Source organism: Marichromatium bheemlicum (assembly GCF_012276755.1).
GTDB lineage: Bacteria > Pseudomonadota > Gammaproteobacteria > Chromatiales > Chromatiaceae > Marichromatium > Marichromatium bheemlicum.
The window spans coordinates 20,270-45,990 of sequence record NZ_JAAXKX010000026.1; the positions used below are offsets into that span (position 1 = coordinate 20,270).

Here is a 25,721-nt window from a genome sequence, read left to right on the forward strand (position 1 = left end):
CGGGCAGCGGCTGCCGGACCAAAGGGGCGCGCGCAGTATCCCGCTCAGTCGGCGGCGGCGTCCATGACCTCTCGCAGATAGCGAAACAGCTTGCGCGGGGCCTCGGGGCGCCCCTGCTCGGTGTCGCGCCGCGCCGCACGCACAAGATGACGCAGGTGCTGACGATCGACCTGGGGGCAGGTGTCGATGAACGCGCCGAGTGCCGCGTCCTCGGCGATCAGGCGCTCACGCCAGCGCTCGAGTTCGTGATGACGCGCGGAGGCGGCGCGCTCGCGCGCGTCGGCCTCGTCGAGCAGGGCGTGGACGGCGTCCATGTCCTCGCGTTCGAGCAGATTGGCGATCCGCTTCCAGTGACGCTTGCGCGCGCGCAGATCCTTGATCCGCGGCGTCTCGTCGATCGCTGCCCAGGTCGCCTCGCTCAGCGACAGTCGCAGCAGCTCGGCACGGGGCATCCCCACCATGCGCTCGGCGAGTGCCTGCAGCGCCTGGCGCTCGCGCTTGACCTGGCTCTTGCTCGGGCCGAGGTCCTGATCGAGCTCGAACCCCTCCTCGGTCTCGGGGCCGGTGAGATCGTAATCTGTGGTCATATCGGTTGTACTGATTCCAGGATGAGTTGCGGGCTCCGACGGCCCCGATAATCGTTGACGTCGAGCCGGTAGGCCAGACGCACCCGTCCGTGTGCGAGCGCGAGGCGCTCGGCCTGATCGAAGCCGATGGCCTCGATCGCGCCACCCTCGGGCGGTGCCACGCGCAGCTTGAGATGACGCTCGCCGACCAACCGCGCCTGCAACACCTCGAACTCGCCGTCGAAGCACGGCTCCGGGAAGCCCTTGCCCCAGGGACCGCCGAGGCGTAGCGTCTCGGCCGTCTCCAGGGTCAGCAGCCGCGCCGGCAGCGGGCCGTCGGAGACCAGCTCAGGACCGCTCGTCACGCCCCCGAGCATCTCCCCGACCACCGCCGCGAAACGCGCGCGGAAGGGTTCGAGCGCCTCAGCGCGCAGGCTCAGCCCGGCGGCCATGGCATGACCGCCGAAGCGCGTGATCAGCCCCGGCTCGGCCTGGTCGACACGATCGATGGCATCGCGCACGTGCAATCCCTCGATCGAGCGCGCCGAGCCGCGCAACAGCCCGTCGCCACCGTCGGCGAAGGCGATCACCGGGCGATGATAGCGTTCGCGGATACGCGCGGCGACGATCCCCGAAACGCCCTGGTGCCAGTCCGCACCGTACAGGCAGAGCGCCGCGGGCAGTCCTTCCTCGGCGAGATCGAGCGCCTGCACCGCCGTCTCGGCCTGGGCCTTCATCTCGCCCTCGATCTCGCGCCGGCGGCGATTGATCGCATCGAGCTGCTGGGCCAGCGCACTGGCCCGCTCGGCATCGTCGCTGAGCAGGCACTCGACCCCGACCGACATATCCTCGAGCCGACCGGCGGCGTTGAGCCTGGGCGCGGCGGCGAAGGCCAAATCGGTGGCGCTCGCGCGCATCGGGTCACGCCCGGCCACCCGCAGCAGCGCGCGCACCCCGGGGCCGCAGTGCCCGGCGCGGATGCGCCTGAGCCCCTGCTCGACGAGGATGCGGTTGTTGCGATCGAGGGTGACCACGTCGGCGACGGTGCCGAGCGCGACCAGATCGAGCAGCGTCGCCAGGTTCGGCTCGGCGCGCCCGGCGCCGAACCAGCCGCGCTCGCGCAGACGCGCACGCAGCGCCATCAGCAGATAGAAGACCACCCCGACGCCGGCGAGATCCTTGCTCGGGAAATCGCAACCGGGCTGATTGGGATTGACGATCGCCGCCGCCTCCGGCAATCGCTCGCCCGGCAGGTGATGATCGGTGACCAGCACCGCCAGCCCCAGCTCGCGTGCCCGCGCCACCCCGGCGACGCTGGAGATGCCGTTGTCGACGGTGATCAGCAGATCCGGGCCGAGCGCGTGCGCGGCCTCGGCCACCGCCGGGCTCAGCCCGTAGCCAAAGTCGAAACGACTGGGGATCAGATAGGAGACCCGCGCCGCGCCGAGCGCGCGCAGCCCGCGTACCGCCAGCGCGGTGCCGGTAGCGCCGTCGGCGTCGTAGTCGCCCACCACCAGCAGGTGAGCACCATCACGCAACGCCCCCTCCAGGGTCTCGAGCGCGGCATCGAGCCCACGCAGCGCGGCAAAGGGCGCCAGCGCCCCGAGCCCGGGCGGGGCCTCACCCGAGCGCAGCGCATAGAGCCGAGCGAGCAACTCGGCGGGCGAGTGGACATCGACGAAGGGGGCGTCGCCACCACGGCGACGGATCTGCGGTTGGGTCATGGACGAACGACAAGACGGCAAGGGACGGGACTCGGGACTCGATCGTCATCCTCAACGATCGGGCGCGACGCACCCGTCGAGTAGAGGCCGGACGGCACGACCGCCCCGAGGACCGGGATTTTGGCAAACGTCATAGACTAGCCGGATCGACGCCCCGGGTCGAGCAGCCGCCGCACGCCCTGCCCCACCCGGTCACGCACGAAGGGCCACAGCCGCCCCTTCTCCCAGAGGATGCGAGCGAACATCCGCCCCTTGTCGCGCGGCGGGGTCGCCGGATTGGGGCGCGCCACCAGGGTGATCGCCCCCTGCGGGCAAGCGTCGAGACAGGCCGCGCAGCCGAGACAGACCGCCGGGTCGATCGCCGCATGCCGCTGCGCGCGCGCCACCCCGCGCAACCCCTCGGCCAGACCGATGCACTTGACGTTACATACCGGGAAGCAGGCCCCGCAGTAGTCGCAGCGCTCGGGGTCGATCTCGGCGAGGAAGGGCGTCTTGGCGATACCGTCGCTGAAGCCCATCTGCACCCCCGCCATCAACTCGCAGCAGCAGCGACAGCAGTTGCAGAGGAAGGAGGGCTGCTCGCGCACGTTGTCGGTGACGTGGGTCAGCCCCAGCGAACGCGCCAGCTCCAGCTTCTCCAGCATGGTCGGCAGGTCGCACTCGCGGGCAAAGCCCCGGCGCACCAGGAAGCGCGCGCCCTCGCCGAGCACCATGCAGATGTCCTCGACCGGTGCGCCCTTGCGACAGTGCTCGCCGAGGTGCTCCTTCTTGTGGCGGCAGTAACAGAGGGTGACGGCGAGATAGTCGGCCTGTTCGAGGATGGCGCGCGCGTCCTCGTAAGAGGTGATGCGCGAGTTCACCGGCACGTGCTCGTCATAGACCAGGGCGCGGGTGAGCTGGGTGGGGCTGCCGAAGAACTCGGCGGGCTGGCCCCCGCGCCCCTGCTCGTGCAGATACTCCGACATCAGCTGCGCCAGACGCTCGAGCGGCAATTCGGTGTCGGCGCGCCGACGCATGAAGGTGAACTCCATGAAGCCGATCAGCCCAGGCACCAACAGATAATAGGTGTGACCGGCATAGTCCATGTCCATCACCAGCCCCTTGTCGGCCATCGACTCGAGCACCGGCGCGAGCGCCTCGGCGGGCGTCCCGGTACGCTCGACCAACTCCTCGAGCGTGGCCTCGTGCAGCGGAAAGGCGGCGCCGACCCGCGCCTCCTCGGGCGAGAACAGGATCGACAGGATCTCGCGCAGGTGCGCGTTGTCGACCAATCCGATCGGATACTGGTTGAGACGATCGATCAGCGGGATCAGCGAGGACTTGCTACCGGCCAGATGGCCCATGGCGGGCTCCAGAGTCGAGGGAGACGAGCGGCTATTGGAGCACGTCGCAGCACGCCGGCTCAAAGGGCCGGAGTGGCTAGCGGAGACACCAACCACGAAGGCGCCAAGGACGCAACGGTGAAGATGAGGGATTCAGCCTCCAGCCTCCAGCCTCCAGCCTCCAGCCTCCAGCCTCCAGCCTCCAGCCTCCAGCCTCCAGTGGCGCACGATACCAGCCGGTGACTGGCGGTGCTTTGCACCAGGCCCGCTGCGCCTTGCCCGGCTCGCGCGCGCTTCCTTCGCGTCCTTGGTGCCTTCGCGGTTCATGCCTCGAAGCGCTGTGAGCGTGCCCCGATGTTGGGTTAACCGTCGACGAACGCCACCGGCTCGTCGATGGCATGGTGGACGGACGGTTAACCCAACCTACGCGACTGGAGGCTGGTTTGAACCACGAAGGCGCCAAGGGCGCAAAGGGAGCCAAGCCGCCAGCGATCAGCCGCCAGTGGGTGCGGACCCGCGTCGCCTGTGGCCTCCCGCCGACATCACACATCATTCACTTTGCGCGCTTCGCGCCTTTGCAGTTCAATCCTGGCGGCTGGCGGCTGGCGGCTGGCGGCTGGCGGCTGGCGGCTGGCGGCTGGCGGCTGGCGGCTGGCGGCTGGCGGCTGGCGGCTGGGACCCTACTCCATCCAGGCCGCGACCACGCGATTGCGGCCGCGCTCCTTGGCGCGATAAAGGGCGCGATCAGCGGCCTTGATCAGCGCCTTCGGATCCGGTTGCGAGGGATCGTAGAGCGCCACCCCGAGGCTGGCGGTGAGACGATGACCAACGAAGCGCTCACCGAGGAGCTGGCCACGACGCTCGATCTGCTGGCGAATACGCTCGGCATAGCCCAGCGCGCCGCTGCCACCGGTGTCATGGAGCACGAACAGGAATTCCTCGCCACCATAACGGGCGAGGAAATCACTCGGGCGGGTCAGCGCCCGCATGGTATCAGCGACGATCCGCAACACATCGTCGCCGGTCTGGTGTCCGAAACGATCATTAAACGCCTTGAAGCGATCGATATCGAGCAGCCCGAGGGCGAAGCCACGGCCCGACTCACGGGCATGCACGAAGGTCTGATCGAGATGTTCGTCGATCATGCTGCGATTGTGTAGCCGGGTCAGGGCATCGATCTGCGCCCGGGCGCGCTCGCGCGCAAAGGAGCGACTGCGTTCGAGCGCAATCCCCAGCTCGCCGGCCACCACCCCCACCTCTTCGAGCAGGCGTGGCGCCAACGGTTGCTCGCCACCGCCGATCCACAATAGACCGAGGATCCGACCATTGTTGAGGACCGGCACCGCCGCGGCCTGCCGCAACCCCAACTGCTGGAGCAAGGGCCGATTCTCCTCGCTCTCCGGGACCAACACCGGGCGTCGGGCGCGCAATCCGTGCACCAGATCGCCGGCCAGCGCCGGGATGCTCAGCTCGACCGGCACCAGCAACGCCGACGGCAAGGCATGGGTGGCGATCAGACTGCGCCGGCGGGGTTCGATCTGCATCATCAACAGCTGCTCGACCCCGAACTCGGTCTGGAGCGCCTCCAGGGTACTGGGGATGAACTCGTCGGGATCGAGACTGTGGTGTGGCGCGGTATGGCTGTTGCGCCTGCCGTACGGGCGCGGCGGCGCATCGTGTCGACACAACCCGATGGCGGTGCTCACCATGTTGGCGCGCAGCTGCATCACCGACGGGAAGCGGACACCATAGAAGCCACCGATCTCGGTCACCTCGCGATCGGCCTGCTCGAGCAGCTCCGGCAGTTCGAGCTGATCGACCGTCACCAGCATCGGCACCTCGGGGGCGAGCAGCGGGCAACCGACCAGATCGACCGAGCCGATCCCCTGGGTCCAGGCGATGAAGTCGGCCAAGGAGACGATCGCCACCTCGCGTGCCCGCGCCTCCTCCAGACCACTGTCGGTGATCGCACAGTGGTGCAACGACTGCACTCGGCAGATCAGCTCCGGGAGTTCCCAGTCCTCGCACACCACCGCACCGACCTGATCGTGCGAGACCCCGAAGAAGGTCTGCTCGTCGTCACGGATGGGGTTACCGGAGTTGGTCGAGGCGGCGAGGAAATCGCTGTAGCGCACCCGTCCATGGGTCTCGAGGATCACCTTACCGAGATCGTGGAGCAGCCCGGCGGCATAGAGCGCATCGGGGTCGGGGTGGCCGATTCGCACCCCGATGCTCCGACTGAGGATGGCCACCAACAGACAGTGTTGCCAGAAATAGATGCGATCGAACCCGCCCTTGCCGGCACGCCCGACCACGTCGTCGAAGAACAGCGCGTGCAGCGCCGCCTGGCGCACCGCCGAGAACCCCAGTAGGGTGACCGCCCGCGAGATCGAGCGGATGCGACGCGGGAAGCCGTAGAAGGCGGAGTTGACCACCTGCAGCACCCTCGCGGTGAGCGCGGGCTCGGTCTCGATCACCCGCGCGATGGCGGCAACATCACTGTCATCGTCATTGGCCAAGCGCAGCAGCTTGACCGCCGCCGCCGGTGCCGGCGGCAGCTCACCGACATCGCCACGCAGGGCCGCTCGTACCGCCCGCGCGGTCTGTTCGGGATCATCCATGCAGCGCCGGCCCCGTATCGCAAAATCGGCTCGAGACATCGGGTCATCTCTATCCTTGGCGCGCCCGCCGTCTCCCGCAGCGAGGACGGACGCCATCCCTACTCAGCCACGACGGGATCACACACGGCAACAACCGGCGCGCACTGGAGTCCATCCATGACAGACCAGCCCCGCGATGACTGGCAATCGAAGTGTTACTCAGTATACCGGGCGTTGACGCTGGAGAAACCCTGGCGGATGAAAGGGGCAAGCAAAGGTAGACGGAGAATGGGCAGGGCGTCGATGATCCTGCAGGGGGTCGAGCGCGACGCACGGGGAGGCCTATCCAGTGCCGTTTCGTTCGCCGCACCCGATATACCACCACAAACCGTGATTACTCATCCCCCTCGGGGACATAGATCAGGTTGCCATCGGCGAGCCGATAAGCGATGCCCGCGCGAATCCCCTGCCCTTCGCCGATGGCACCGCTGGACTCGTACTGGGTCATGGTTTGCCCCTCCTTGATCAGGATCTGCATATCGTCCTCACCAGGGTTGACGACGACCACCACCTCATCCTGAGTCAGCGCGCTGAGCGGGTTCTGCAACAGGATGATCACGAGCACGGCGATGATGACCAGAAAGACATCGACGATGTTGACCACCGAGAGCACGGGATCATCCGCCTCTTCAGCCTCTAGATAACGACGCTGTCGGCCACGCCGCAATGCCCGTTCAGACATGTCCCTGCTCCTCCAGCGCGCGCAGGTCGCCGAGCAGCCAGCGCCGGCGCACGGTCAACACCCAGAAGGAGATCGAGGCTGCGATCAAGGCGACGATGACGGCGGCGAAGGCGATGACCAGGTTCTCGCTGACACCAGCGGCATTGCCCTCGGTCAGCGACATCAACGCCGGCCCCATTGGAATCATGGTGCCGACCAGCCCCAACATCGGCCCGGTCCGCGTCGCCAGACGCAGCGCCTCCAGACGCCGCAGGATCCATAACTCCAGGTCCTCGCAACTGCCACCACGGTGCTGCCAGTGTCGGTGCAGTGGCGAGACCAGTCCACGTCGCCGCTGCCAGGCCTCCATCGCAAAACTGCCGAGGTTGTAAAAGGCGAACAGGAACAGCGCCAGGATGATCAACAGGACCGGCGCCAGGAACAGCTGCGCCAATTGGTACATCAAGGATTCCAGGGCTTGCATAGAGATTGACTCGCTATCGGTTTGAACAAGAGGTGAAGTCGCTCGGGGCGGTCCAATCGCAATACGCCTCGCGCCCCGCGCCGCCGCTCAGACCAACTCGTGCGCCGTGCGCCACTGCCGCAATGCGCCACCGGCGGTGACCGCCATCAGCAAGAGCAGCATGGAGGCAACCTGGGCCGGCGGCACCGAGGCGGCCTCATGAGGTTGCTGGGGTGTCAGCACTTGCCCGCTGACCGGGGTCGGCCTGCCCGCGGCCGCCTCGGCATCGGGCGGCACCCGTCCCTCGCGTCCGAAGCCAGCGACGAGATCACGCACATAAGGTTCGAGCTGGCTGCTTGCCGCTTGGTAGCCATGACGTTCGACCGCATCCTGATAGACCTCGACCAGGGTCGAGAGGGTCTCCTCGCTGGCCTCCCAGTAATCCTTGCGAACCGCCTCCAGCATCCGCTCGACGACCTGGGCCAGGGCGGTTGGATTGTGGGTCTCGAACCACTCATCGAGATCGAGCCCGAGCGCATCCTCGACATAGACCTCGAAGAATGTCTGCCACTGGTCATCACGGACGATCTCGGGCGCCGTCGCCTGCCAGCCCCAGAAATTGTTCAGGGTGTCGACGATGTTCAGGGTGCCGCCATAGCCCTCGGCCTGCATCGCCTCGATCCATTGCGGATGGTGATAGCGTGCGCGCAGCTCGGTGGCGAGGAAGCGGGCCGCCGAGTCGATGCGATCCTGCGCCTGGGGGTCGCGCAGGTTGCTGATGTACAGGCTGGGGCTCTGCCCGGTCAGATGACGAACCGCGAGCGCCAACCCACCAAGGTATTGGAACGGATCATCGGTCGAGAGCATGCCGTAGAGGTTCGACGAGCGTGCCAACACCGCTCCCTCGACCCCCTTGAGCTGCTCGGCATAGAGGTTCAGGTCATCGAGCGTGCGTCCCCAATGCGCGCGCTCCGGACCATAGGCGTATTGCATACGCTGCAGATAGAGTTCGGCCAGCTTACCCTCGTCCTCCCAGGTATCGGAGGCGAGCGTCGCCGCATCGAGATTCGTGCCATAGGCGCCACTCTGGCTGGAGAAGACCCGGGTCAGGGCCAGCTCCCTGGCCTCGTCTGCCGCCATCCCCTCAGCGAGAAAACGCTGCTCCAACGCCAGCGTGTTGATCCGCACCGCATTGTCCGGCTCGTCGAGTTCGGCGACCAGGGCGACGGCCCGCGCGATCAACTCCATCAGCCGCGGAAAGTGATCGCGATACAGGCCCGTTGCCGAGACCACCACATCGATGCGCGCGCGACCCAGCGCGGCACGCGGGATCACCTCGACATCGGTGATGCGGCCACTGCGATCCCAGACCGGACGTACCCCCAGGGCATGGAAGACCTGCGACTCGAGCACCCCGAGGTGACGCATCGCCTCGATCGACCACAGCGAAAAGGCGAGCTTGCGGGGCGCCTGACCCTGTTCTCGACGGTGCGTCTCGATCAGCGTCGCCAACGCCGCACCGCCGGCGGTATAGGCCTGCTCGGTGGGCAACTTCGACGGATCGAAGCCGTAGTGATTGCGCCCTGTCGGCAGGCTTTCGGGGTTGCGGATCGGGTCGCCGCCATAACGCGTCGCCAGATGGCGGCCATTGAGGACGGTGGCAAGCCCCGCCCACTCGTCGGCAGCCGCGAGCTTGGCGTAATACTCGCCAGCCCGCTCGACCAACTCTGCCGCCCGTTCGTCTTCGACCGGCTCCCCGTCAAGCAGGTGGCGCTCGAGAAAGCGATAGGGCGCGCTCTCGGTCAGGCGTTGATAGTCATCGACGAAGAGTTCGTCGGGCGCATCGAGTGGCAACAGGCGATAAAGCTCGTCGCCAAGCATCTGCATGACCGTGATCAGCCGCTGACTCGGCTCCGGTGCTTGGCCCAGGGTATGGAGACCCAGCGGCTGCGCCGATTGAGCAAGGTCGTGGAGATAGTCGTGAAGCGCACGCTCGAAGGCGATGAAATCCGCAGCGGCATCGGCGGCCGAGCAGCTCAGGTCCTCGAGCAGATTGAGCGCCCGGGCCTCGTCGATGATTGCCTGTTCGGTCTGCTGCTTGACCGCGCCCTGGTCGAGCAGCGCCCACTCGTGGAGCAGGTCGTGTATCGGCATCAGCGCCTGATGCAATCCGGCCGGCGCAAAGGGTGGGGTCTGGTGACTCACGGTCACCGCCCGCCCGCGGCGCTTGGCCTGGACCGCCTCGCCGATGTTGTCGACGATGTAGGGATAGGCAACGGGTAGATCCCCGAGCACCAGATAGGGGTCATCAGCGATCGACAGGCCTCGCTCCTTACCCGGCATCCACTCCTGAGTGCCATGGGTCCCCAAATGGATCAGCGCATCGGCACCGAACGACTCGCGCACATAGAGATAGCTCGCCAGGTAGAAATGATTCACCGGGACACGCGTGTCGTGATAGATGGATCGCTCGGCCGACTCACCGGCCTGTCCACGCGGCGGCTGGGGCAGGATGACGAGCCGATCCCGTTGGATGCGAGGGATGACGAAGAAGGCCGCGCCCGCCTCCTCGATCACCATCGGGCTCTCGCGCGCTGGTCCCCAGCGCGCCTCGATCCGCTCCCGCACCGGCGCAGGCAAGGTCGCGAACCAGGCCTCGTAATCGGCCATCGGCAGGCGCTCGGCCAACCCTTGATCGAGCAAGCGCGTCAGCGTCTCGGGTCGATAGAAGGGGGCGAGCAACGCCGGGGCCTCGGTCGTCATCTGTGTCTCATCGACCGGCTCGACCCGATAGCCGGCCTCGGCCAGGGAACGGCTCAACTGCGCCAGGCTACGTGGCACGTTGAGAAAGGAGGCGGCCAGATTCTTCTCCCCGGGCGGATAGTTGTAGAACATCACCGCCACCCGCTTATCGGCATTCGCCGTCGCCCCCAGTCGAACCAGCCGCAACGCCTTGTCGACCAATGCCTGGGCCTGGTCGGGGATGGCGACCAGGCGACCGTCCTCGACGGCGGTCACCACCAGCGGGTCGATCAGACCGGCTTGCTCCGGGATCGCCAGATAGAACGGCACGCCACTCATGGCGATGCCCTCGGTGCTCGACTCCCAGTCGGCCCGATCACCACGCCGCCAACGGATCGCCTGCAGCACTGGCACACCGAGACGCTCGTAGTCCTCACTCCGCTTGCTCAGATACATGAGCTGATAGTTGATCAGCACATCGATCGCCGCCTGACCATGTGACCAGACCAGATCCAGGTCGCCGGACCCCGGCATGATCGGATGATAAAAGACCACGGGCAGGGCCCCTGCCTGCTCGATCCGACGCACCAGGTCGTCGATGTCATCGGTTTGTGCATTCGCGATCGCAGACCGATAGATCACCACCCCGACCCGGGGTTGGGTCGCGGCACGCTCGGGCCCCACCCAGGCGAGATACTCATCGAGATCATCGAGCACCAGATCCGGGTGCTCGGGGTGATAGATCCCGTGCTCGGGGAAGATCAGCGGCGGCGCCACATCGACCAGACCCTCCCCCCACAGCTGATGACGCAGATACGCGAACAAACGCTCGAAGTTGCTCACCCCACCCTGGCGGTAATAGTCATAGAGACGCGTGGCGTGCTCGGCATCGAGCAGACCGAACTGCGGTCCCTTGGCGGTAACGAGCAGCCACGGAGTCCCGGCCGTCTCCAGCTCGCCCCGCACCTGCCCGAGGACCTGTTGCGCGTCACTGGTACGAGGCGCATCGATCAACACCAAGCGTGTCTGCGCCAGCAGCGGCGACAACGCCTCGCCAGCGGCCTGATCGAGGTTGTGGACGAGCACCCGCAGCCCGGCCTCGCGGGCCGCCGCGGTCACCGTCTCGAACTTGCCGGAGAGCACGAAATCGGTGCTCAGGATCAACACATCCGAGGCCGGCGTATCCGCCCCCTGAGGGGTTGGCGCCCTGATCAGAGACACCAGGATCAATGCGATGATCGAACCTACCAAAAACCACTTGGCCGGAGACCAAGTGCGACCGAGACCAGTCATGGAATCCTCCGTGGATGGCTAGTCGAACTGCGCCTGCAAACTGAGATAAACGAAGCGACCCCGCTCCGAGTAAGTGAAGTCAGCGGACTTCTCGAGCGGATTCTCGTCGGTGAGATTTTCGACCCCGAGCGCGACCTCGAGGTCAGGCCCGAGGTCCTTGCGGACATTGAGATGGAGCTGGGTGTAGTCGGGCAGGTCGTAGCGGCTCGAACCAGTGCCGTAGAGCACCTGTGAGCCGACATATTCGACGCGCAACTGCGGCCGGAGTCCCCAGGGCGCCTGGTCCCAGGTCAGGCGTACGGCGCCGGTCGCCCGCGGGCGTCCCCCGAGGCGGCGCTGGTTGGTCTCGTCGCGGGCCTCGAGATAGGTGTAGTCGACCGCCAGCCCGATCCCATGCGGCAACGTCAGCGCGAGCGAGGATTCGATCCCCTGGGTGCGGGCCTGATTGATATTGATGTGCTCGAAGACCCGACCGATGCGACGATCACAGTGCTCGATGCATTGATTCGCCAACAGGTCATCGATGTCGTTGCGAAACAGCATCAAGCTGGCCTCGACGCCCTCACCCTGGTAGGCCGCACCCAACTCATAGTTATCGGAGTGCTCGGGACGAAGCTCGGGGTTGCCCCGAAAACCATGCGCCCCGGCAAAGCTGTACTCAGGTGATAGCTGCTTTAGCGTCGGCGCCCTGAAGCCTTGGCCGACGCCGCCGCGCAGCGTCCACTGCGGGTTGAGGTGATAGACCAGATAGGCCCGGGGACTGGTCTCGGCGCCGAAGAAACGCTGATCGTCGTAGCGCATCCCCAGCGTCAGGGTCAGATCATCGAGCAGGCTCCATTCATCCTGAACGAACAACGCCCGGTTATCAGCGCTGTCCTCCCCCCGGGTCAGGGCGGGATGGCGCAGCGTCTCCTCGCGATACTCGCCCCCGAGGGTGACGACATGCCCCTCCAGCAACGGCAAGGTGACATATCCCTTGACGACGTCCTCGACCAGGGACTGCCGGGCGGTTGGCGCAACACCCGGGTCATCGGGACGATTGCGCGCATCGAATCGCGTGCGATACCCATCAAGCGCGAGACGCGCCGGACCGAGTTCTCCGCGATAGCTCAGGAAGTACTGCGCGCGGAACAGATCATAGCGATTGGTATGAAGCGGCGGTCCACCACGGTAATCGGTATCCCGCCAGCGCTCCTCCTCACCACCGAGGGCGCCGAACTCGATCCGATGACCAGGCGCCGGGACCCAGGTCAACGCACCGGTCAGGGCCCGCACGTCCCTGCCCTCCAGCTCCGACACGCGAGGATCATCCGCGAGCGCGGTATCATCGACCCGACTCATCAGCGCCGAGATCCTGAGCCCCAGGCGCTCATCGAGCAGCGGTCCGGAGAGCGAGGTACCGAGCTGGTATTCCTCCCCCCCTCGCCCGTGCTCGGCCACACCACCCAGCACTCGCACCGCGCCGCGCCAGGTCTCTCCAACCGGCTGGGTGATGACATTGATGACACCGCCCATCGCATCACTGCCGTAGAGCGCCGACAACGGACCACGGATGACCTCGATCCGCTCGACATCGCTCAACGGCGTCCAGGCATACCCATAATCGGAGTGGCCGAAATACTCGTCGGTCGCCGCCACCCGACGCCCATCGTTGAGCAGCAAGACATGCTTGCTGTCGAGCCCGCGGATGTTGATCACACGCCGTCCCGCCCGCTCGACACCGGAGATCGTCACCCCGGGCACGTCACGCACCGCATCGAAGACATCCCGCACCGGTCTTGCATCCAGCTCATCGCGGGAGATGACGGTAACCGAACCCGGCGCGTCACGGGCCTCCTGCTCACTCAAGGTCGCCGTCACGACCAGCGACGGCAGCTCCAGTACCGCCTCGGCACGACCATCCGCAGCGACCAGCAGACCGGCGAGCACAGCGCCAAGAACGAGCAGGGAAGAGCGAGCGCGAGCCAGCGACAGCGGCGCGCCCGGTAAAGCGGGGGCGAACAGTACAGCCATATCGTCTCCACAGGGACCACCGCCTCAGGCGGTAACTACGACATCTGGCTGCTCGCCCGAGCTAAGCGGGAACGAGTGGCTTCAAAAGCAGATGATAATCAATTCCAAAATTTTACACAAAAAGTCATCGACGCCGCACGCGGCCAACCGCTTTGCCGGATGGCCGCTCACCCCACCACCGCGCCGATCCCTACAGGGAAAACTCACACCGCTAAGCCCGCCGCAGACAGGAAGCGCAACAGGCCACCTCTTCACTTGTCACTCCTCGCACCGAGCGACTCACCTGCCAGCACCGTCTGCAACACTGCAACGAAGCCCTCCCGAAGGAGGGAAATCTACTCACGTATGGTGTCCTAACAACAAACCGGCATCCTTCAACGAAGCCCTCCTGTAGGAGGGATGTGTCCGTCAGTGTCGACCACCCCGTGAGAGTTGACCGGCCTTCAACGAAGCCCTTTCGCGGGAGGGATGTGTCAAGGGCGACTCCCCTGGGCGGGGCCAGAACTGGACCCTTCAACGAAGCCCTCCCGCGGGAGGGATGTGTCTCCGCTTTCTCGGACTCCGACCGCATCATCAGGTCCCTTCAACGAAGCCCTCCCGCGGGAGGGATGTGTCCGATACCCGCCTCACCGAGCGGGCCGGTGCCCGGACCTTCAACGAAGCCCTCCCGCGGGAGGGATGTGTCTAGGCCAGGATGGCGACGTTGCCCCAGATATCCTTCCTTCAACGAAGCCCTCCCGCGGGAGGGATGTGTCATCGATGGGGGTCTCGATTCACTCGCAGAGGGCAACCTTCAACGAAGCCCTCCCGCGGGAGGGATGTGTCGTTCTGTCGTGCGTCCGGCCTCCGGCCCCGGCTGGCCTTCAACGAAGCCCTCCCGCGGGAGGGATGTGTCCAGCGGGGATCGACAGACCGCGCTCGGTCACCAGCATCCTTCAACGAAGCCCTCCCGCGGGAGGGATGTGTCTCGGCTGAGTCTGGAGGGGTCCGTGTCGGATTCTCCCTTCAACGAAGCCCTCCCGCGGGAGGGATGTGTCTCGGCTGAGTCTGGAGGGGTCCGTGTCGGATTCTCCCTTCAACGAAGCCCTCCCGCGGGAGGGATGTGTCTTCCGCAATCTGTTCCTGTACTCGCCCAACGGCAACCTTCAACGAAGCCCTCCCGCGGGAGGGATGTGTCCCGGCACTATTGCGCGCCTGAGCGTCAGCCTGCCTTCAACGAAGCCCTCCCGCGGGAGGGATGTGTCCCGCCGGCATAGAGCCCGCGCAGCGCGGCGATGGCCCTTCAACGAAGCCCTCCCGCGGGAGGGATGTGTCGGGTAGGTTTCGCTGTGGTCGCCTGGAGCCATGTACCTTCAACGAAGCCCTCCCGCGGGAGGGATGTGTCGATGGCCTGGTCGCCGCCGATGCGCCCGCCGGTCCTTCAACGAAGCCCTCCCGCGGGAGGGATGTGTCCCGTTCTGAGCGCCCCGTCCGCCAAATGAGTTATCCCTTCAACGAAGCCCTCCCGCGGGAGGGATGTGTCCGGGCATGGGGGCCGTTCTGAGATACCGGGTCCAGCCTTCAACGAAGCCCTCCCGCGGGAGGGATGTGTCGGCGCACGAGGCCGAGCCCCGTGAGGCTGCCTGATCCTTCAACGAAGCCCTCCCGCGGGAGGGATGTGTCGTGAGGGTGGTCATGTGGTGGTCATGGAGGAGGGCCTTCAACGAAGCCCTCCTGCGGGAGGGATGTGTCTAGAGCACGCATTCGAGGGGGCGGGACGGTTCGTTCCTTCAACGAAGCCCTCCCGCGGGAGGGATGTGTCATATGAGCCAGCGCGACATTGGCCGCGTTGTCGGGCCCTTCAACGAAGCCCTCCCGCGGGAGGGATGTGTCGTTGAGTCACTCGAGAGTAGTCAAGTGACGCTCAACCTTCAACGAAGCCCTCCCGCGGGAGGGATGTGTCGTGATCACCACCTCCGGAACACTGCCTTTATTCTCCTTCAACGAAGCCCTCCCGCGGGAGGGATGTGTCCCATCGGATGCGCCCCCCTGGGTGTGCGAGACGTCCTTCAACGAAGCCCTCCCGCGGGAGGGATGTGTCGCGCGCGCAGCGCCCCGGTGCCGCGCACCGGCAGCCTTCAACGAAGCCCTCCCGCGGGAGGGATGTGTCCGAGGCGGCGTGCGTGTCCTCGCCCTCGATCACGGTCCTTCAACGAAGCCCTCCCGCGGGAGGGATGTGTCTATTGGTACACCGGGCTTGACGACCAACACCGCGTCCCTTCAACGAAGCCCTCCCGCGGGAGGGATGTGTCGCGCAGTAGGCGGATGAGCTGACGGCGCGCCATATCCTTCAACGAAGCCCTCCCGCGGGAGGGATGTGTCCGTTTGTCTCATGCGTGATCTCCTGCGGTGTGGTCCCTTCAACGAAGCCCTCCCGCGGGAGGGATGTGTCTGATAGGCGTGGTGTTGTAGCTCAGCCCCGGACGCCTTCAACGAAGCCCTCCCGCGGGAGGGATGTGTCCCGCGTACTCCCGCCCGAGCAGCCGCGCCCCTGGCCTTCAACGAAGCCCTCCCGCGGGAGGGATGTGTCTGCATGCTCTCAAGTTGCTTCGCAGACAGGGAAATTTCCCTGATTTTCGCGAACCCCAGGGAAAATCGATACACCATCTTGTTCGCCCATAGGGCGATTCTCTCAAGGTATTGTTTTCAAAGCTCTTTATGCATGCGCGAACCCCCTAGGGTTTTGCCGGTCACTTCAGGTTCGCGCACCAGCGGGGTGCGCCCAGCCGAGCACCTTGCCGAACTTGCCGCCACTGAGCAGGGCCGCTGACCAGTAGGTGACCCCCAGCGCCTCGCGCTCCCGATGCGCCAACTGCTCACCGCCCAGGATCAGCGCGCGCAACGTCTCGCACCCGACCCACTCGGCACAGACCGGATAGCGCCACTCCCGGGGTGACATGCCGACGGTGCGGCCGTTGACCATCGGCCACAGCGGCAGCGATTCCCAGGCCAGCCAATAGGCCCCGGCGACGCCGAACTTGGGGGTGCTGGAGACATCGCGGGGCGAGGCGGCGGGGTCGATCCGCGCCGCCGCGTCCCAGCCCCAGGCGATCACCTTGTCGGCGTAGCGCCAGGGGCCGAACAGCGCCTCTTGGATCGCGACGCCGACATCATCACGCCGAGCCAGCGCGGCCATGACATCGCGCGCATTGGCGACGAAGCGATGCCGCCCCCCGAGCAGCAGCAGACCGGTATCGCGAACACCGTCTGCGCACTCGGCGGCATAGGCCGCCAGCCACTCGGACGGGATTTCCTCGGACAGGTGCCGGAACCCTTCGACACCTCCAATATTGTTGTCGCGCGGATCATCCAGCCGGGTGTGCTCCGGCGCGGCCAGTCGCGCCGGCAGCAGCGCCGCCAGGCGCGCGACGGGATCGCCCTCGCACTCCAGCTCGGGATGCACATCGCGCCAGCGCAGGCGCGCCTCGGGCAGCAGGCGCAGGACACCGTAGGCGGCCATCACCGCCACCGGGTTATTCGCTCGTAGTGCCGTCAGTCGCACCGCTGCTCCTCCTCGCTCACGCTCCAATCGGCCAGCCGCAACAAGGCCTCCAGATAGGCCAGCCCCCAGGGGCCGAACCGTCGTTGCAGCGCCGCAAACACCTCGGGCCAGTCGTCGAGCCGTCGCCACAGCGCGGGGTCCGGCGCGCACGGCAGCAGAGGTCGACCCAGACCGTGATGAGTCCCGACGAGATGACGCAGCAACGGCTCGCGCTGTCGCACCGCCGAGGCCATCTCGTGTCGCCAGCCACGCGGTAGCGTCAACCAGCCATCATCGCCCCCCGGCCCCTTCGCCAGCGGGGCGTCGACGTCACCGCCGACCATTGCCTGCCAACGCGGATCGGCCTTGCCGAGGTCATGGGCGCAGCCCGCCCGACGCAGCACGTCGACCAGCTCGTCGTCGAGTCCGACACCACGGGCGAACGCCTCCACCCGCGCGCCGACCGCGCCCGAATGCTCGGCCAGCGCCACGGGTCTGGAGGCGCCGTGACTGCTCCAGGCCGACTCGGCCAGCACCACGCAGCCGCGTGCATGGGCAAACACCCGTCCCGGTCGTTGCAGCCCGGCCCGACGCGCCAGCGCACGCCACTGTTCGGCGGTAGTCGTCTCGGCGTCGAGCAGGGCGCTAATCTCCTCGGCCAGCTCGGGATGGACTTTGGGGTGGAGCCGTACCCGCCGCTCGCCGTCACCGAGATCGACCACCGTGGCCGAGGAATCGGGCGCCCAGCCATAACGGTCGCAGCCACCGACCTCGGGGGGCAGGATCAGGGTATCGCCGACGCGCACCTCGGTGATCGACACCCGGCTGACCGCCTCGCCGTCCCAACGCCACAGCGGCCTCCCCCACCGCTCGGTGTCTCTCGGGTGCTGCGCCGATACCGTGCCCTCGACATCGGCGATGTCGGCATTCCATCGACGCAGCGCATGGAGGGGAACGGCCAACAGCTCGTGGCGCATCGGCGGCGCCAGGCGCAGTGCAGCGCTCGGGTCCGGATCGGCCAGCTCGGCGCGCCAGCACAGATAGACGTCCGGCGTCCCCCGTTCCCAGCCGTGCAGCCAGGGGGCGACCTCGATCCTGTGGGGGATGCCGGTACGCGAGAGCATCTCGACATGGGCATCGAGCAGTAACGGCGAGGCCGGCGCGGACTCCTCCGGGGGTGGCTCGGCCTCCATCAGCGCCGCCATCGTCACCAGCCCGAAGTCGACATGCTTGGGCTTGCCACTGGCAACCTTCGAGAGCCAGCGCCAGGTATCGTCGACAGCCGGGCCGTACACCGGATCGTGCTTGTCCAGTCGATGGACGATGGCCATCGGCGCGGAGGCCAGCTCCCCGATCCGGTTGAGTCGCCCGGCGCGCTGGCGCAGCGCCGAGAGCGGCGCGCACTCGGTCACCAGCGCGTCGAGATCGAGGTCGGCGCCGACCTCGATGGTCTGGGTCGCCACTACGTAGAGCGGCGCGCGCCCCGCCTCGCGGCTACCGACCGCGATGCGGGGCAGAGTCGTCTCCAGCAAGGCGGCGCGATCACCGGGGCGCACCCGACCGGTCAGCAGCACCGCCTCGTCCTCGGCATGCAGCGCCTCGAACACCGCGCGCGCCCGCGCCACCTGATTGCAGACCACGCCGATCACCCCGGCCCCCGCCGCCCGCATCGCCCGCGCCTCGTCGACGAGCGCCCGCTCGCGCCGCGCGTCCTTACGCAGCTTCACCAACCGTGCCGGCTTGGCGCCATGCAGCCGCGAGGCGAGCACCGGGTGCGCAAGATCGGCGTCGGTGAGCCCGTGTGTGCGCTCGCCCGTCCAGGTCGCAGACATCACCAGCACCCGCCAGGGCAACGCGATCGCCTCACCGCGCAACGCCTGGATACGCGCAAGCGTGCGCAGGAAGGGCTGCGCCAGGTGCACCTCGTCGAGCACGAACAGCACGTCGTTGCCGAGCAGCCCGGCATGGATCGGCGCCGACCGGGGCGAGACGCCGTAGCCGGAGAACAACAACCGCGAGCCGACCTGATCGATGGTAGAGACGAGCACCGCCGGGCGTCGCGGATCGGCCAGCCAGTCCTCGTCGATGGTGATGCCGCCGCGTAGCCGCGCAAGCCCGGGGCGATCGGACACCGGCAGGGAGTCGATCAGCCGCTCGACATAATCACTGACCCCATCGACCACCAGCCGCCGGTCGATGACATAGACCAGGCGGCGCGGCACCACGCCGTGACCGCACAGCCGCGCCCACAGCCAGACGTCGATGATCGCGGTCTTGCCGCACCCGGTCGGCGCGGTCAGCGCCTCGGGCCAGTCACCGGCGGCGACACGCGCGGCAAGGGCCGACTGCCAGGGAAAGGGTGAATAGCCGTGGCGCTGCCGGTACCAGCGATCGAAGTCGACCGACTCGGCGCTCTGATCATGCGTCGTGGTCATGCCCCGTCCTCCGGTCGCATCAGCCCCATGCCGAAGTGACGCTCGCGCCCGATCAGCAGCGGCCCGGCGACGGCGCGATCGAACCCCAGCGCCACGTGCATCCAGCGATGGCGACCACGCGGGCGGAAGTCGCGGGCGACCGGCACGCCAGCGAACGGACCCTGCTGACCGACCCGCACCTCGATCGGACGCGGGTAGCCGGCCATCTCCACCGAATCGGCGATCAGCCGCTCCACCGCCTCCCCCTTCTTAGGATGACGGTCGAGCACCACCGGGGTGACGCTCGCCCAGCGGGTCGCGGCACGCGCCCAGGTGTTGCGACGCAGACCGGCCGGCGGCGGCCGATGCGCGGGCTGTCGCGACAGCTCGACCCGCATCCCGTCGACCTGGAGATGGCGCACCCCGGAGAGCGCCAGGGCGCACTGGGCACGCGCGGCCTCGTCGACCCCACGCGGCAACCACAGTCCCAATCCCAGCACCTGACCGCGCGCATGCCGATGACCGACGTGCGGCAGCACGCACCAGGCGGCGTGGGCGCCGTCGTGTCCGTGCAGTAGCGGCGAGGCGTCATCGCCGGCGATGCTCAGCGCCGCGGCCCGCAGTGCCGCGGCGAGCCGGGCGGCGCGGCGGATGGAGAGTTCGCGACCCGGTCGCAGCACCAGCAGCTCGCCCCAGGGCGAGGGCTGAGGACGCGCGCGCGGATCGGCGTAGGCCACCAGCGGTGCGATCGGTGCTCGCAGCCCGGCCTCGAAGGCCGCGTCGAGTTCGTCCAACCGCCCTTGCTGGGGCACACGCAGGAATCGATCACCGTCAGCGTCCGGCACCAGGCGCCGGGGAAGCTCCGGCGGCTCATCGAGCACCGTGCACGACACTGGGCTCTTGGCACGCCCGAGATAATCGACCTCGGCGGCAATCGCCGCGATCGGCGCACGCAACTCGGCGGGCACACCCGGCCAGCACATCACCACCGGATCGCGAATCTCGACCATGCAGGGGTCGTACTTGGCCACCCGGGTCTGCTTGGCCTTGTAGGCGGCCGGCACATAGAGGGTGCCATGACGCGCGCGCCGCGCCGGGCCGAAGCGCAACTCCGGTGCCACCCCCTCGAGTACACGTAGCGGCGCGGGGTCCTGACCGCTCTCGTAGGCACCGGCAACCAACCCTTGAAAGGTCCGATCCACCGCCGGGGGCCACTCCGGCTCGCTCGGCGCCATCGGGTCGGCGGCGTGGTAGCACCCGTTGAGTAAATCCATGTGCAGCGCCAGCATGCTAGCGACTCCGCGCGATGAGCTGCTCCAGGTTGGGGCCGGGGGCGAAGGTCACCGGCGCGGCGAGCGCGACCGCCTCGCGCGCCGCGCGCAACGCCTCCAGCGCCGTCGCCCGGGTGATCGTCAGCGGGGTCGTCTCGGGCGACCCGGTGACGGGGATCGACCAGTGCACCTCGGTGGCGACCAGCTCGCAGTCACGCCGCAGATCGAGCCCGTCCTCCAGTACGGCGGCAACCCCGTAGACGCCCATGCAGGCGAGCAGGGTTCGCGCAGCGACATTGGCGTCTTCGTCATCCCCGAAGCGGTAACGACGCAGCCGCGACAGGCTGAGCACGCCATTGAGCGCGATCGAGTCGACCAGCACGCCCTTGGGCTTCAGGGTCGGGGCGATATTGCCGTGGTTGATCTCCGAGGGGCGCTTGGTCGCGGCACCGCTCGGCGCCTGCTCGCCCTCGGGCAGCAGCTGATAATCGGTCTCCCCCGCCTCATGGAGGATGGTCGCGGCATCGCTGGGGATGCCCAGGGGGTCGAGTCGGCCGCCGGCGCGCGCCACCGGGCGCGCCCCGGCGCCGGTGATCTCGACACTGAGCGCCGCCGCCCACTTCCGCTCCCGCCCGCCGCGACGCCCCAACCGGGTGGAATCCCAGCCACCGAGCAGCAACACCGCCGGGTCGTGACGCAACAGCCCCGTCGCATCGACCGGGGAGGCGCCGAACACCGCCCGGCCGATCTCGGTGTCTTCGAAACGGGTGCCATTGAGCTGTGAGTCGCGGAGGATGGCGTCGAAGATGCGGTGCGGCATCTGCAGCGTCGACAGACGCGTGCCGTCGGGCAGTTGCACCGCCACCGGGGCCAGGTCCAGACCACAGCGCAGCAGCTGTTCCTCGACCCGGTTGGCGAACGAGGCGGCGCTGTCGATGCTGACCCAGGCGGCGACCCCGTGCTCGTCTGGCTGGGTCATGTTGTGGCCGTATGGGGCATCGGCATAGGTCGGAGGCAAGAGGTGGTGACCTCCGTTGAGCGTGCTCAGCGTGGCACCGATGCGCAAGCCAGGAGACTGCTGCACGGCTTGACGAAGAACGGACAAGAGGTCGGCCATCACTTAACTCCCTTAGTGAGCTTTTACATCAAACTGGCATAAATAAAGCAGCCCTGTACACAGTTGTCAAAATGTCTTTTGTTCAAGCGCTATGCCCAGCACTACCACGACAACACTCTACATTTCCCCCAACCATCCCTTCGGCCCCGTGCCGTACACCAAACAGTCAGCTTCCACGGCGCGCAGTACCGGCTCCGCCACCTCGTCCTCACCCCTGAACTGGCCGCCAACAATATCGGCCCGATGCCTGCTTTGGCTCCGGCCGTGACACCAAGGTCTTCGCGTCATCGGGCCACAGATCACCGCGCTCGAGACGAGCGAGCGGATGCGACCATTGACGCGATGGCGCGCTATTGGGAGGCGGGATAGGGGGCAGAGCGAGGGAGGAGACGCAAAAAAGGCGACCACGATGATACGTGCTCGCCTTTCTTGATCGATTTGGTGCGCCCTGCAGGGTTCGAACCTGCGACCACCTGATTAAAAGTCAGATGCTCTACCAGCTGAGCTAAGGGCGCCAAAGTCTGAGGATTATACGTAACCCGGTGGCAGGATGTAAACCCTAGCGTCGAACGCCGGCGCGCTCAACCTCGTCGAGTCGATCCAAGCGCGCGCGGGCCAGGCGCGCCTCGGTGCTGTTGGGATAGTTGTCGATGACTTGTTCGAGGCGCGCGCGGGACTGCTCAAAGTCTCGCTGTTCGAAGTGGATGTAGCCCATCTTCAGCAATGCGCCAGGAACCTTGGCGCTGGCCGGATGGCGACGCACCAGCTCGTCGAAGGCGGTGAGCGCGGCACTGTAGTCGCGCTGCACGTAGAAGGTCTCGCCAAGCCAATAGCGAGCGTTGTCGGCAAAGCGCCCCTGCGGGTAGCGCTCGAGCAGGGTGGCGAAGGCAGTGCGGGCCTGATCGTACTTGCGCGCCTTGAGCAGATCGAAGGCCTTGCCATAGGCATCGCGCTCGTCGCCGAGCGCCGTCTCCGGGCTCGGCAGCGAGGGGACCCCGGCACCGGGACCACCGCTGCTCGCCACCGGCGGCGGGAGCGTCGAGGCCGGTCGATTGATGTCGACCGGGGCCTCGAGCGCAGGCGGCGGCGCGGCGGTCTTGGTGGATGGATCAGCACCGCCGTTGAGTTTGGCGTCGAGGGCGAGTGACTGCTGGCGCAGCTGGCGCTCGAGGCGCTGGATCTCGAACTGCTGGACCTCAACCTGGCCACGCAGCGCCTGCATCTCCGCCTGCAATTGCTGGAGCTGGAGCTGCAGACCGGAACCACTCTGATGCTCGATCATGCGCTCGAGCCGCGCCAGCCGGTCCTCGAGTCGCGCCTCGGCCAGCGCCGGCGCGGCTATGCCGGTCAGGACCAGGGCGATGGTCGCGGCAAGCGGGCCGCGGGCTGTCTGCGGGACTCGCATGGGCGTCTCCTCAATACTCGATGACCACACGCCGATTCAGCCGCCAGGCTGCCTCGTCGTGTCCCGGCGAGGCCGGTCGCTCCTCGCCATAGCCGATCACCTCGACCTGATCGGACTGGACCCCCTCGGCGAGCATGAAGCGACGCACCGAGTCGGCGCGCTGATCGGAGAGCGCGAGGTTGTACTCGCGGGTACCGCGCTCGTCGGTGTGACCCTCGAGGGTGACGCGCAACTGCGGATGGGTACCGAGATAACGCGCATGGGTCTGGATCAGCGCCACGTATTCGGGACGGATCTCGGAGTTGTCGTAATCGAAATAGATCACACGCTTGGAGAGCGGGCTGGCCGGATCCTCCCAGGGACCGGCATAGCGAGCGCGCTCCTCATCGATCCCGGCGGTTGCCACCTCGGCCCCGGTGGCGCCGGGTGCGCCAGCAACACCGTCGACAGCCGCGCCGTCGACGCCCTGGCGAGGCGTGGTCGAGCACCCAGCGAGCACCAGCAGCACGACACCGGGCAACAGGGACCAAGGATGAATGCGCATGAGGCTGCTCCTTACTGCACTGCGGGCGACCAGGCCGGCTCGCGCACCTGGTCGGTCCCCTGGGTGAGACGCTGATTGGCACCGCCATCGACGGCAGTGGCGGCGAGCACCGCGCGCCCGCCATGGGTGGTGGCGTAAATTACCATGCTCGAATTCGGCGCGAAACTCGGCGATTCGTCAAGCGGCCCCCGACTGAGCAGGCGCGAGAAGCCGCGCTCGACATCGAGCAGCGCGATGCGAAAGGCACCGTTGATCCGCCGCACCATGGCGATCGAGCGACCATCGGGGGCATAGGCCGGCGAGGCGTTGTAGTCACCCTCGAAGCTCACTCGGGTGACCGGTCCACCTCGCGCCGAGACACGATAGATCTGCGGACTCCCACCCCGCCCTGAGGTGAACACCAGGTGCGATCCATCAGGCGACCAGGCCGGCTCGGTATCGATGGCGAAATGCTCGGTGAGGCGGGTGAGCGCCCGGGAGTCGAGGTCGAGCACATAGATCTCGGGGTTACCGTCCTTCGACAGGGTCATCGCCAGGCGCCGCCCGTCCGGCGAGAACACCGGCGAGCTGTTGATGCCGGGATAGCTCGCCACCCGCTCGCGTCGGCCGCTGGCCAACTCCTGCACATAGATCGCCGGACGGCGGTTCTCGAAGGAGACATAGGCGATGCGCCGCCCGTCCGGCGACCAGGCCGGGGACATAATCGGTTCGGTCGAGGAGACGATCACCTGCGGGTTGTAGCCGTCGGCATCGGCCACCTGCAGGGTGACGCGGGCGTTCTCGCCGTGACCGGTGGCGCTGATATAGGCAATGCGGGTGGCAGCCACCCCTGGGATACCGGTCAGGGCCTCGTGGATCTGGTCGGCGATACGGTGCGCGGCGTTGCGCATCCCGGCAGCGGTGGCCGTCAGCGTCGCCCCGGCGAGACGCTCGCCCCGGAAGACGTCGTAGAGACTGAAGCTGATCCGATACCCCTGGGCCTCGCGCACCACCCGCCCGATCACCAGGTTGTTCATGTCGAGCAGGCGCCAGTCGCGCAGATCGACCTCCTCGTGCGTGGTCGGCTGATCGAGCATGTCGCGTGTGGGCATGGGCGCGAAACGCCCGGTGCGGGCGAGATCGGCGGCGATCACCGCCCCCGGATCAACCGGCACGCTGCCCTCAACCCCGAAGGGCACCACCGCGATCGGCTGTGCGGCCTCGACGCCACCGGTGATCTCGATATTCAGCCGGGCCAGCGCGGCACCGGGCACGGCTCCCGCCAGGAGGACGCACAGAATAAGCGATGCTTGGATGAGTCGGGTCATGGCACGGTCCCCTGCTCAGGGTCGGAAGGTAAAGGTGAACTCACGGAATTGGTCGAAGAGCGTCCCGGTCGGCACCGGCAGCGGTTCGGCCCCCCAGAGCGCGGCGAGGGCGGCCTGATCGAAGGCTGGAGTACCGCTCGAACGCAGCATCGCCACACTCCCCGGAACGATGTAACCGGCCGAGGTCACCCGCACCTCGAACTCCACGCTCAACCCCTCGGACATACCGGGCGGATAGGAGAAGTGCTGGCGGACACGGTCCCCGATCACGCCCTTGTAGTAATCGATCTGGCGTTGCTCGGCGCTGCTCAAACTACCCCGGCCCCCGCCCCCGCCGCTCGTCGTCGCGCGCCCCGTCCCCGGAGACGCAGCACGGGCGGTCTCCTCCGCCTCGAGCGCCTCGAGCAGTTCGGTCTCGCGCGTCAGCTCCTCTTCGAGACGGCGCTGTTCACGCTCGGCGAGCAGTTCGGCCTCGCGTTCGAGTTGCTCTCTACGCGCTGCGGCGGCCTGGCGTTCGGCCTCACGGCGCGCGGCCTCGGCCGCGGCACGACGTTCAGCCTCGGCACGGGCCGCGGCGGCCTGGCGCTCAGCCTCGCGACGGGCGGCCTCCTCAGCGGCTTGGCGTTCAGCCTCACGGCGCGCGGCCTCGGCCGCGGCACGACGTTCAGCCTCGGCACGGGCCGCGGCGGCCTGGCGCTC

At 67.3% G+C, this 25,721-nt stretch carries 16 protein-coding genes, 1 tRNA gene and 1 CRISPR repeat array; all 17 genes read right to left on the reverse strand.

Annotated elements, in window-relative coordinates:
• Positions 1-44 precede the first annotated feature (44 nt).
• Entirely contained in the window at positions 45-587 is a 543-nt protein-coding gene (yjgA, locus tag HF203_RS14285; protein ID WP_168670775.1) for a ribosome biogenesis factor YjgA, read from the reverse strand.
• On the reverse strand, positions 584-2,290 hold the full coding sequence (recJ, locus tag HF203_RS14290) for a single-stranded-DNA-specific exonuclease RecJ (RefSeq protein WP_168670776.1): 1,707 nt from the start codon (positions 2,288-2,290) through the stop codon (positions 584-586). The genes yjgA and recJ overlap by 4 nt, the downstream gene beginning before the upstream one ends.
• 137 nt (positions 2,291-2,427) lie before the next feature.
• Positions 2,428-3,633 carry a 4Fe-4S dicluster domain-containing protein gene (locus tag HF203_RS14295; RefSeq protein ID WP_168670777.1) on the reverse strand — a complete coding sequence of 402 codons (1,206 nt, stop codon included), beginning with the start codon at positions 3,631-3,633 and terminating at the stop codon, positions 2,428-2,430.
• Positions 3,634-4,292: 659 nt separating this feature from the next.
• Complete coding sequence (locus HF203_RS14300) at positions 4,293-6,233, reverse strand: sensor domain-containing diguanylate cyclase (protein ID WP_168670778.1); 1,941 nt, start codon at positions 6,231-6,233, stop codon at positions 4,293-4,295.
• Between the two features lie 373 nt (positions 6,234-6,606).
• A complete protein-coding gene (locus tag HF203_RS14305) occupies positions 6,607-6,954 on the reverse strand; it encodes a DUF2149 domain-containing protein (RefSeq protein ID WP_168670779.1) in 348 nt (115 codons plus the stop codon).
• Entirely contained in the window at positions 6,947-7,396 is a 450-nt protein-coding gene (locus tag HF203_RS14310) for a MotA/TolQ/ExbB proton channel family protein (RefSeq protein ID WP_246221799.1), read from the reverse strand. The genes HF203_RS14305 and HF203_RS14310 overlap by 8 nt, the downstream gene beginning before the upstream one ends.
• Before the next feature lie 108 nt (positions 7,397-7,504).
• Positions 7,505-11,431, reverse strand: a complete 3,927-nt coding sequence (gene cobN, locus HF203_RS14315; protein ID WP_168670781.1) for a cobaltochelatase subunit CobN — start codon at positions 11,429-11,431, stop codon at positions 7,505-7,507.
• 18 nt (positions 11,432-11,449) lie between these two features.
• The gene (locus HF203_RS14320; RefSeq protein WP_168670782.1) at positions 11,450-13,444 is read right to left on the reverse strand and encodes a TonB-dependent receptor domain-containing protein; all 1,995 of its coding nucleotides are present in this window, start codon (positions 13,442-13,444) and stop codon (positions 11,450-11,452) included.
• A 371-nt stretch (positions 13,445-13,815) separates the two neighbouring features.
• A CRISPR array of direct repeats spans positions 13,816-16,013; the repeat unit is 35 nt; unit sequence CCTTCAACGAAGCCCTCCCGCGGGAGGGATGTGTC.
• Positions 16,014-16,178: 165 nt separating this feature from the next.
• Complete coding sequence (locus HF203_RS14325; RefSeq protein ID WP_168670783.1) at positions 16,179-16,985, reverse strand: type I-G CRISPR-associated protein, Cas3-extension family; 807 nt, start codon at positions 16,983-16,985, stop codon at positions 16,179-16,181.
• Positions 16,976-19,399: a type I-G CRISPR-associated helicase/endonuclease Cas3g gene (gene cas3g, locus HF203_RS14330; protein WP_168670784.1), complete on the reverse strand. Its 2,424-nt coding sequence runs from the start codon at positions 19,397-19,399 to the stop codon at positions 16,976-16,978. The genes HF203_RS14325 and cas3g overlap by 10 nt, the downstream gene beginning before the upstream one ends.
• Positions 19,396-20,667 carry a type I-G CRISPR-associated protein Csb2 gene (gene csb2 / locus HF203_RS14335; RefSeq protein ID WP_168670785.1) on the reverse strand — a complete coding sequence of 424 codons (1,272 nt, stop codon included), beginning with the start codon at positions 20,665-20,667 and terminating at the stop codon, positions 19,396-19,398. Before csb2 ends, cas3g begins: the two co-directional genes overlap by 4 nt.
• Before the next feature lies 1 nt (position 20,668).
• Entirely contained in the window at positions 20,669-21,766 is a 1,098-nt protein-coding gene (gene cas7g, locus HF203_RS14340; RefSeq protein WP_281349840.1) for a type I-G CRISPR-associated RAMP protein Csb1/Cas7g, read from the reverse strand.
• A gap of 439 nt (positions 21,767-22,205) precedes the next feature.
• Positions 22,206-22,281, reverse strand: a tRNA-Lys gene (locus tag HF203_RS14345).
• Positions 22,282-22,325: 44 nt separating this feature from the next.
• Entirely contained in the window at positions 22,326-23,171 is an 846-nt protein-coding gene (ybgF, locus tag HF203_RS14350) for a tol-pal system protein YbgF (protein WP_168670787.1), read from the reverse strand.
• 10 nt (positions 23,172-23,181) lie between these two features.
• Entirely contained in the window at positions 23,182-23,715 is a 534-nt protein-coding gene (pal, locus tag HF203_RS14355) for a peptidoglycan-associated lipoprotein Pal (RefSeq protein ID WP_168670788.1), read from the reverse strand.
• An 11-nt stretch (positions 23,716-23,726) separates the two neighbouring features.
• A complete protein-coding gene (tolB, locus tag HF203_RS14360) occupies positions 23,727-25,022 on the reverse strand; it encodes a Tol-Pal system beta propeller repeat protein TolB (RefSeq protein ID WP_168670789.1) in 1,296 nt (431 codons plus the stop codon).
• Between the two features lie 15 nt (positions 25,023-25,037).
• Positions 25,038-25,721, reverse strand: a 684-nt coding sequence (tolA, locus tag HF203_RS14365; protein ID WP_168670790.1) for a cell envelope integrity protein TolA, incomplete at its 5' end; no start/stop codon positions are given.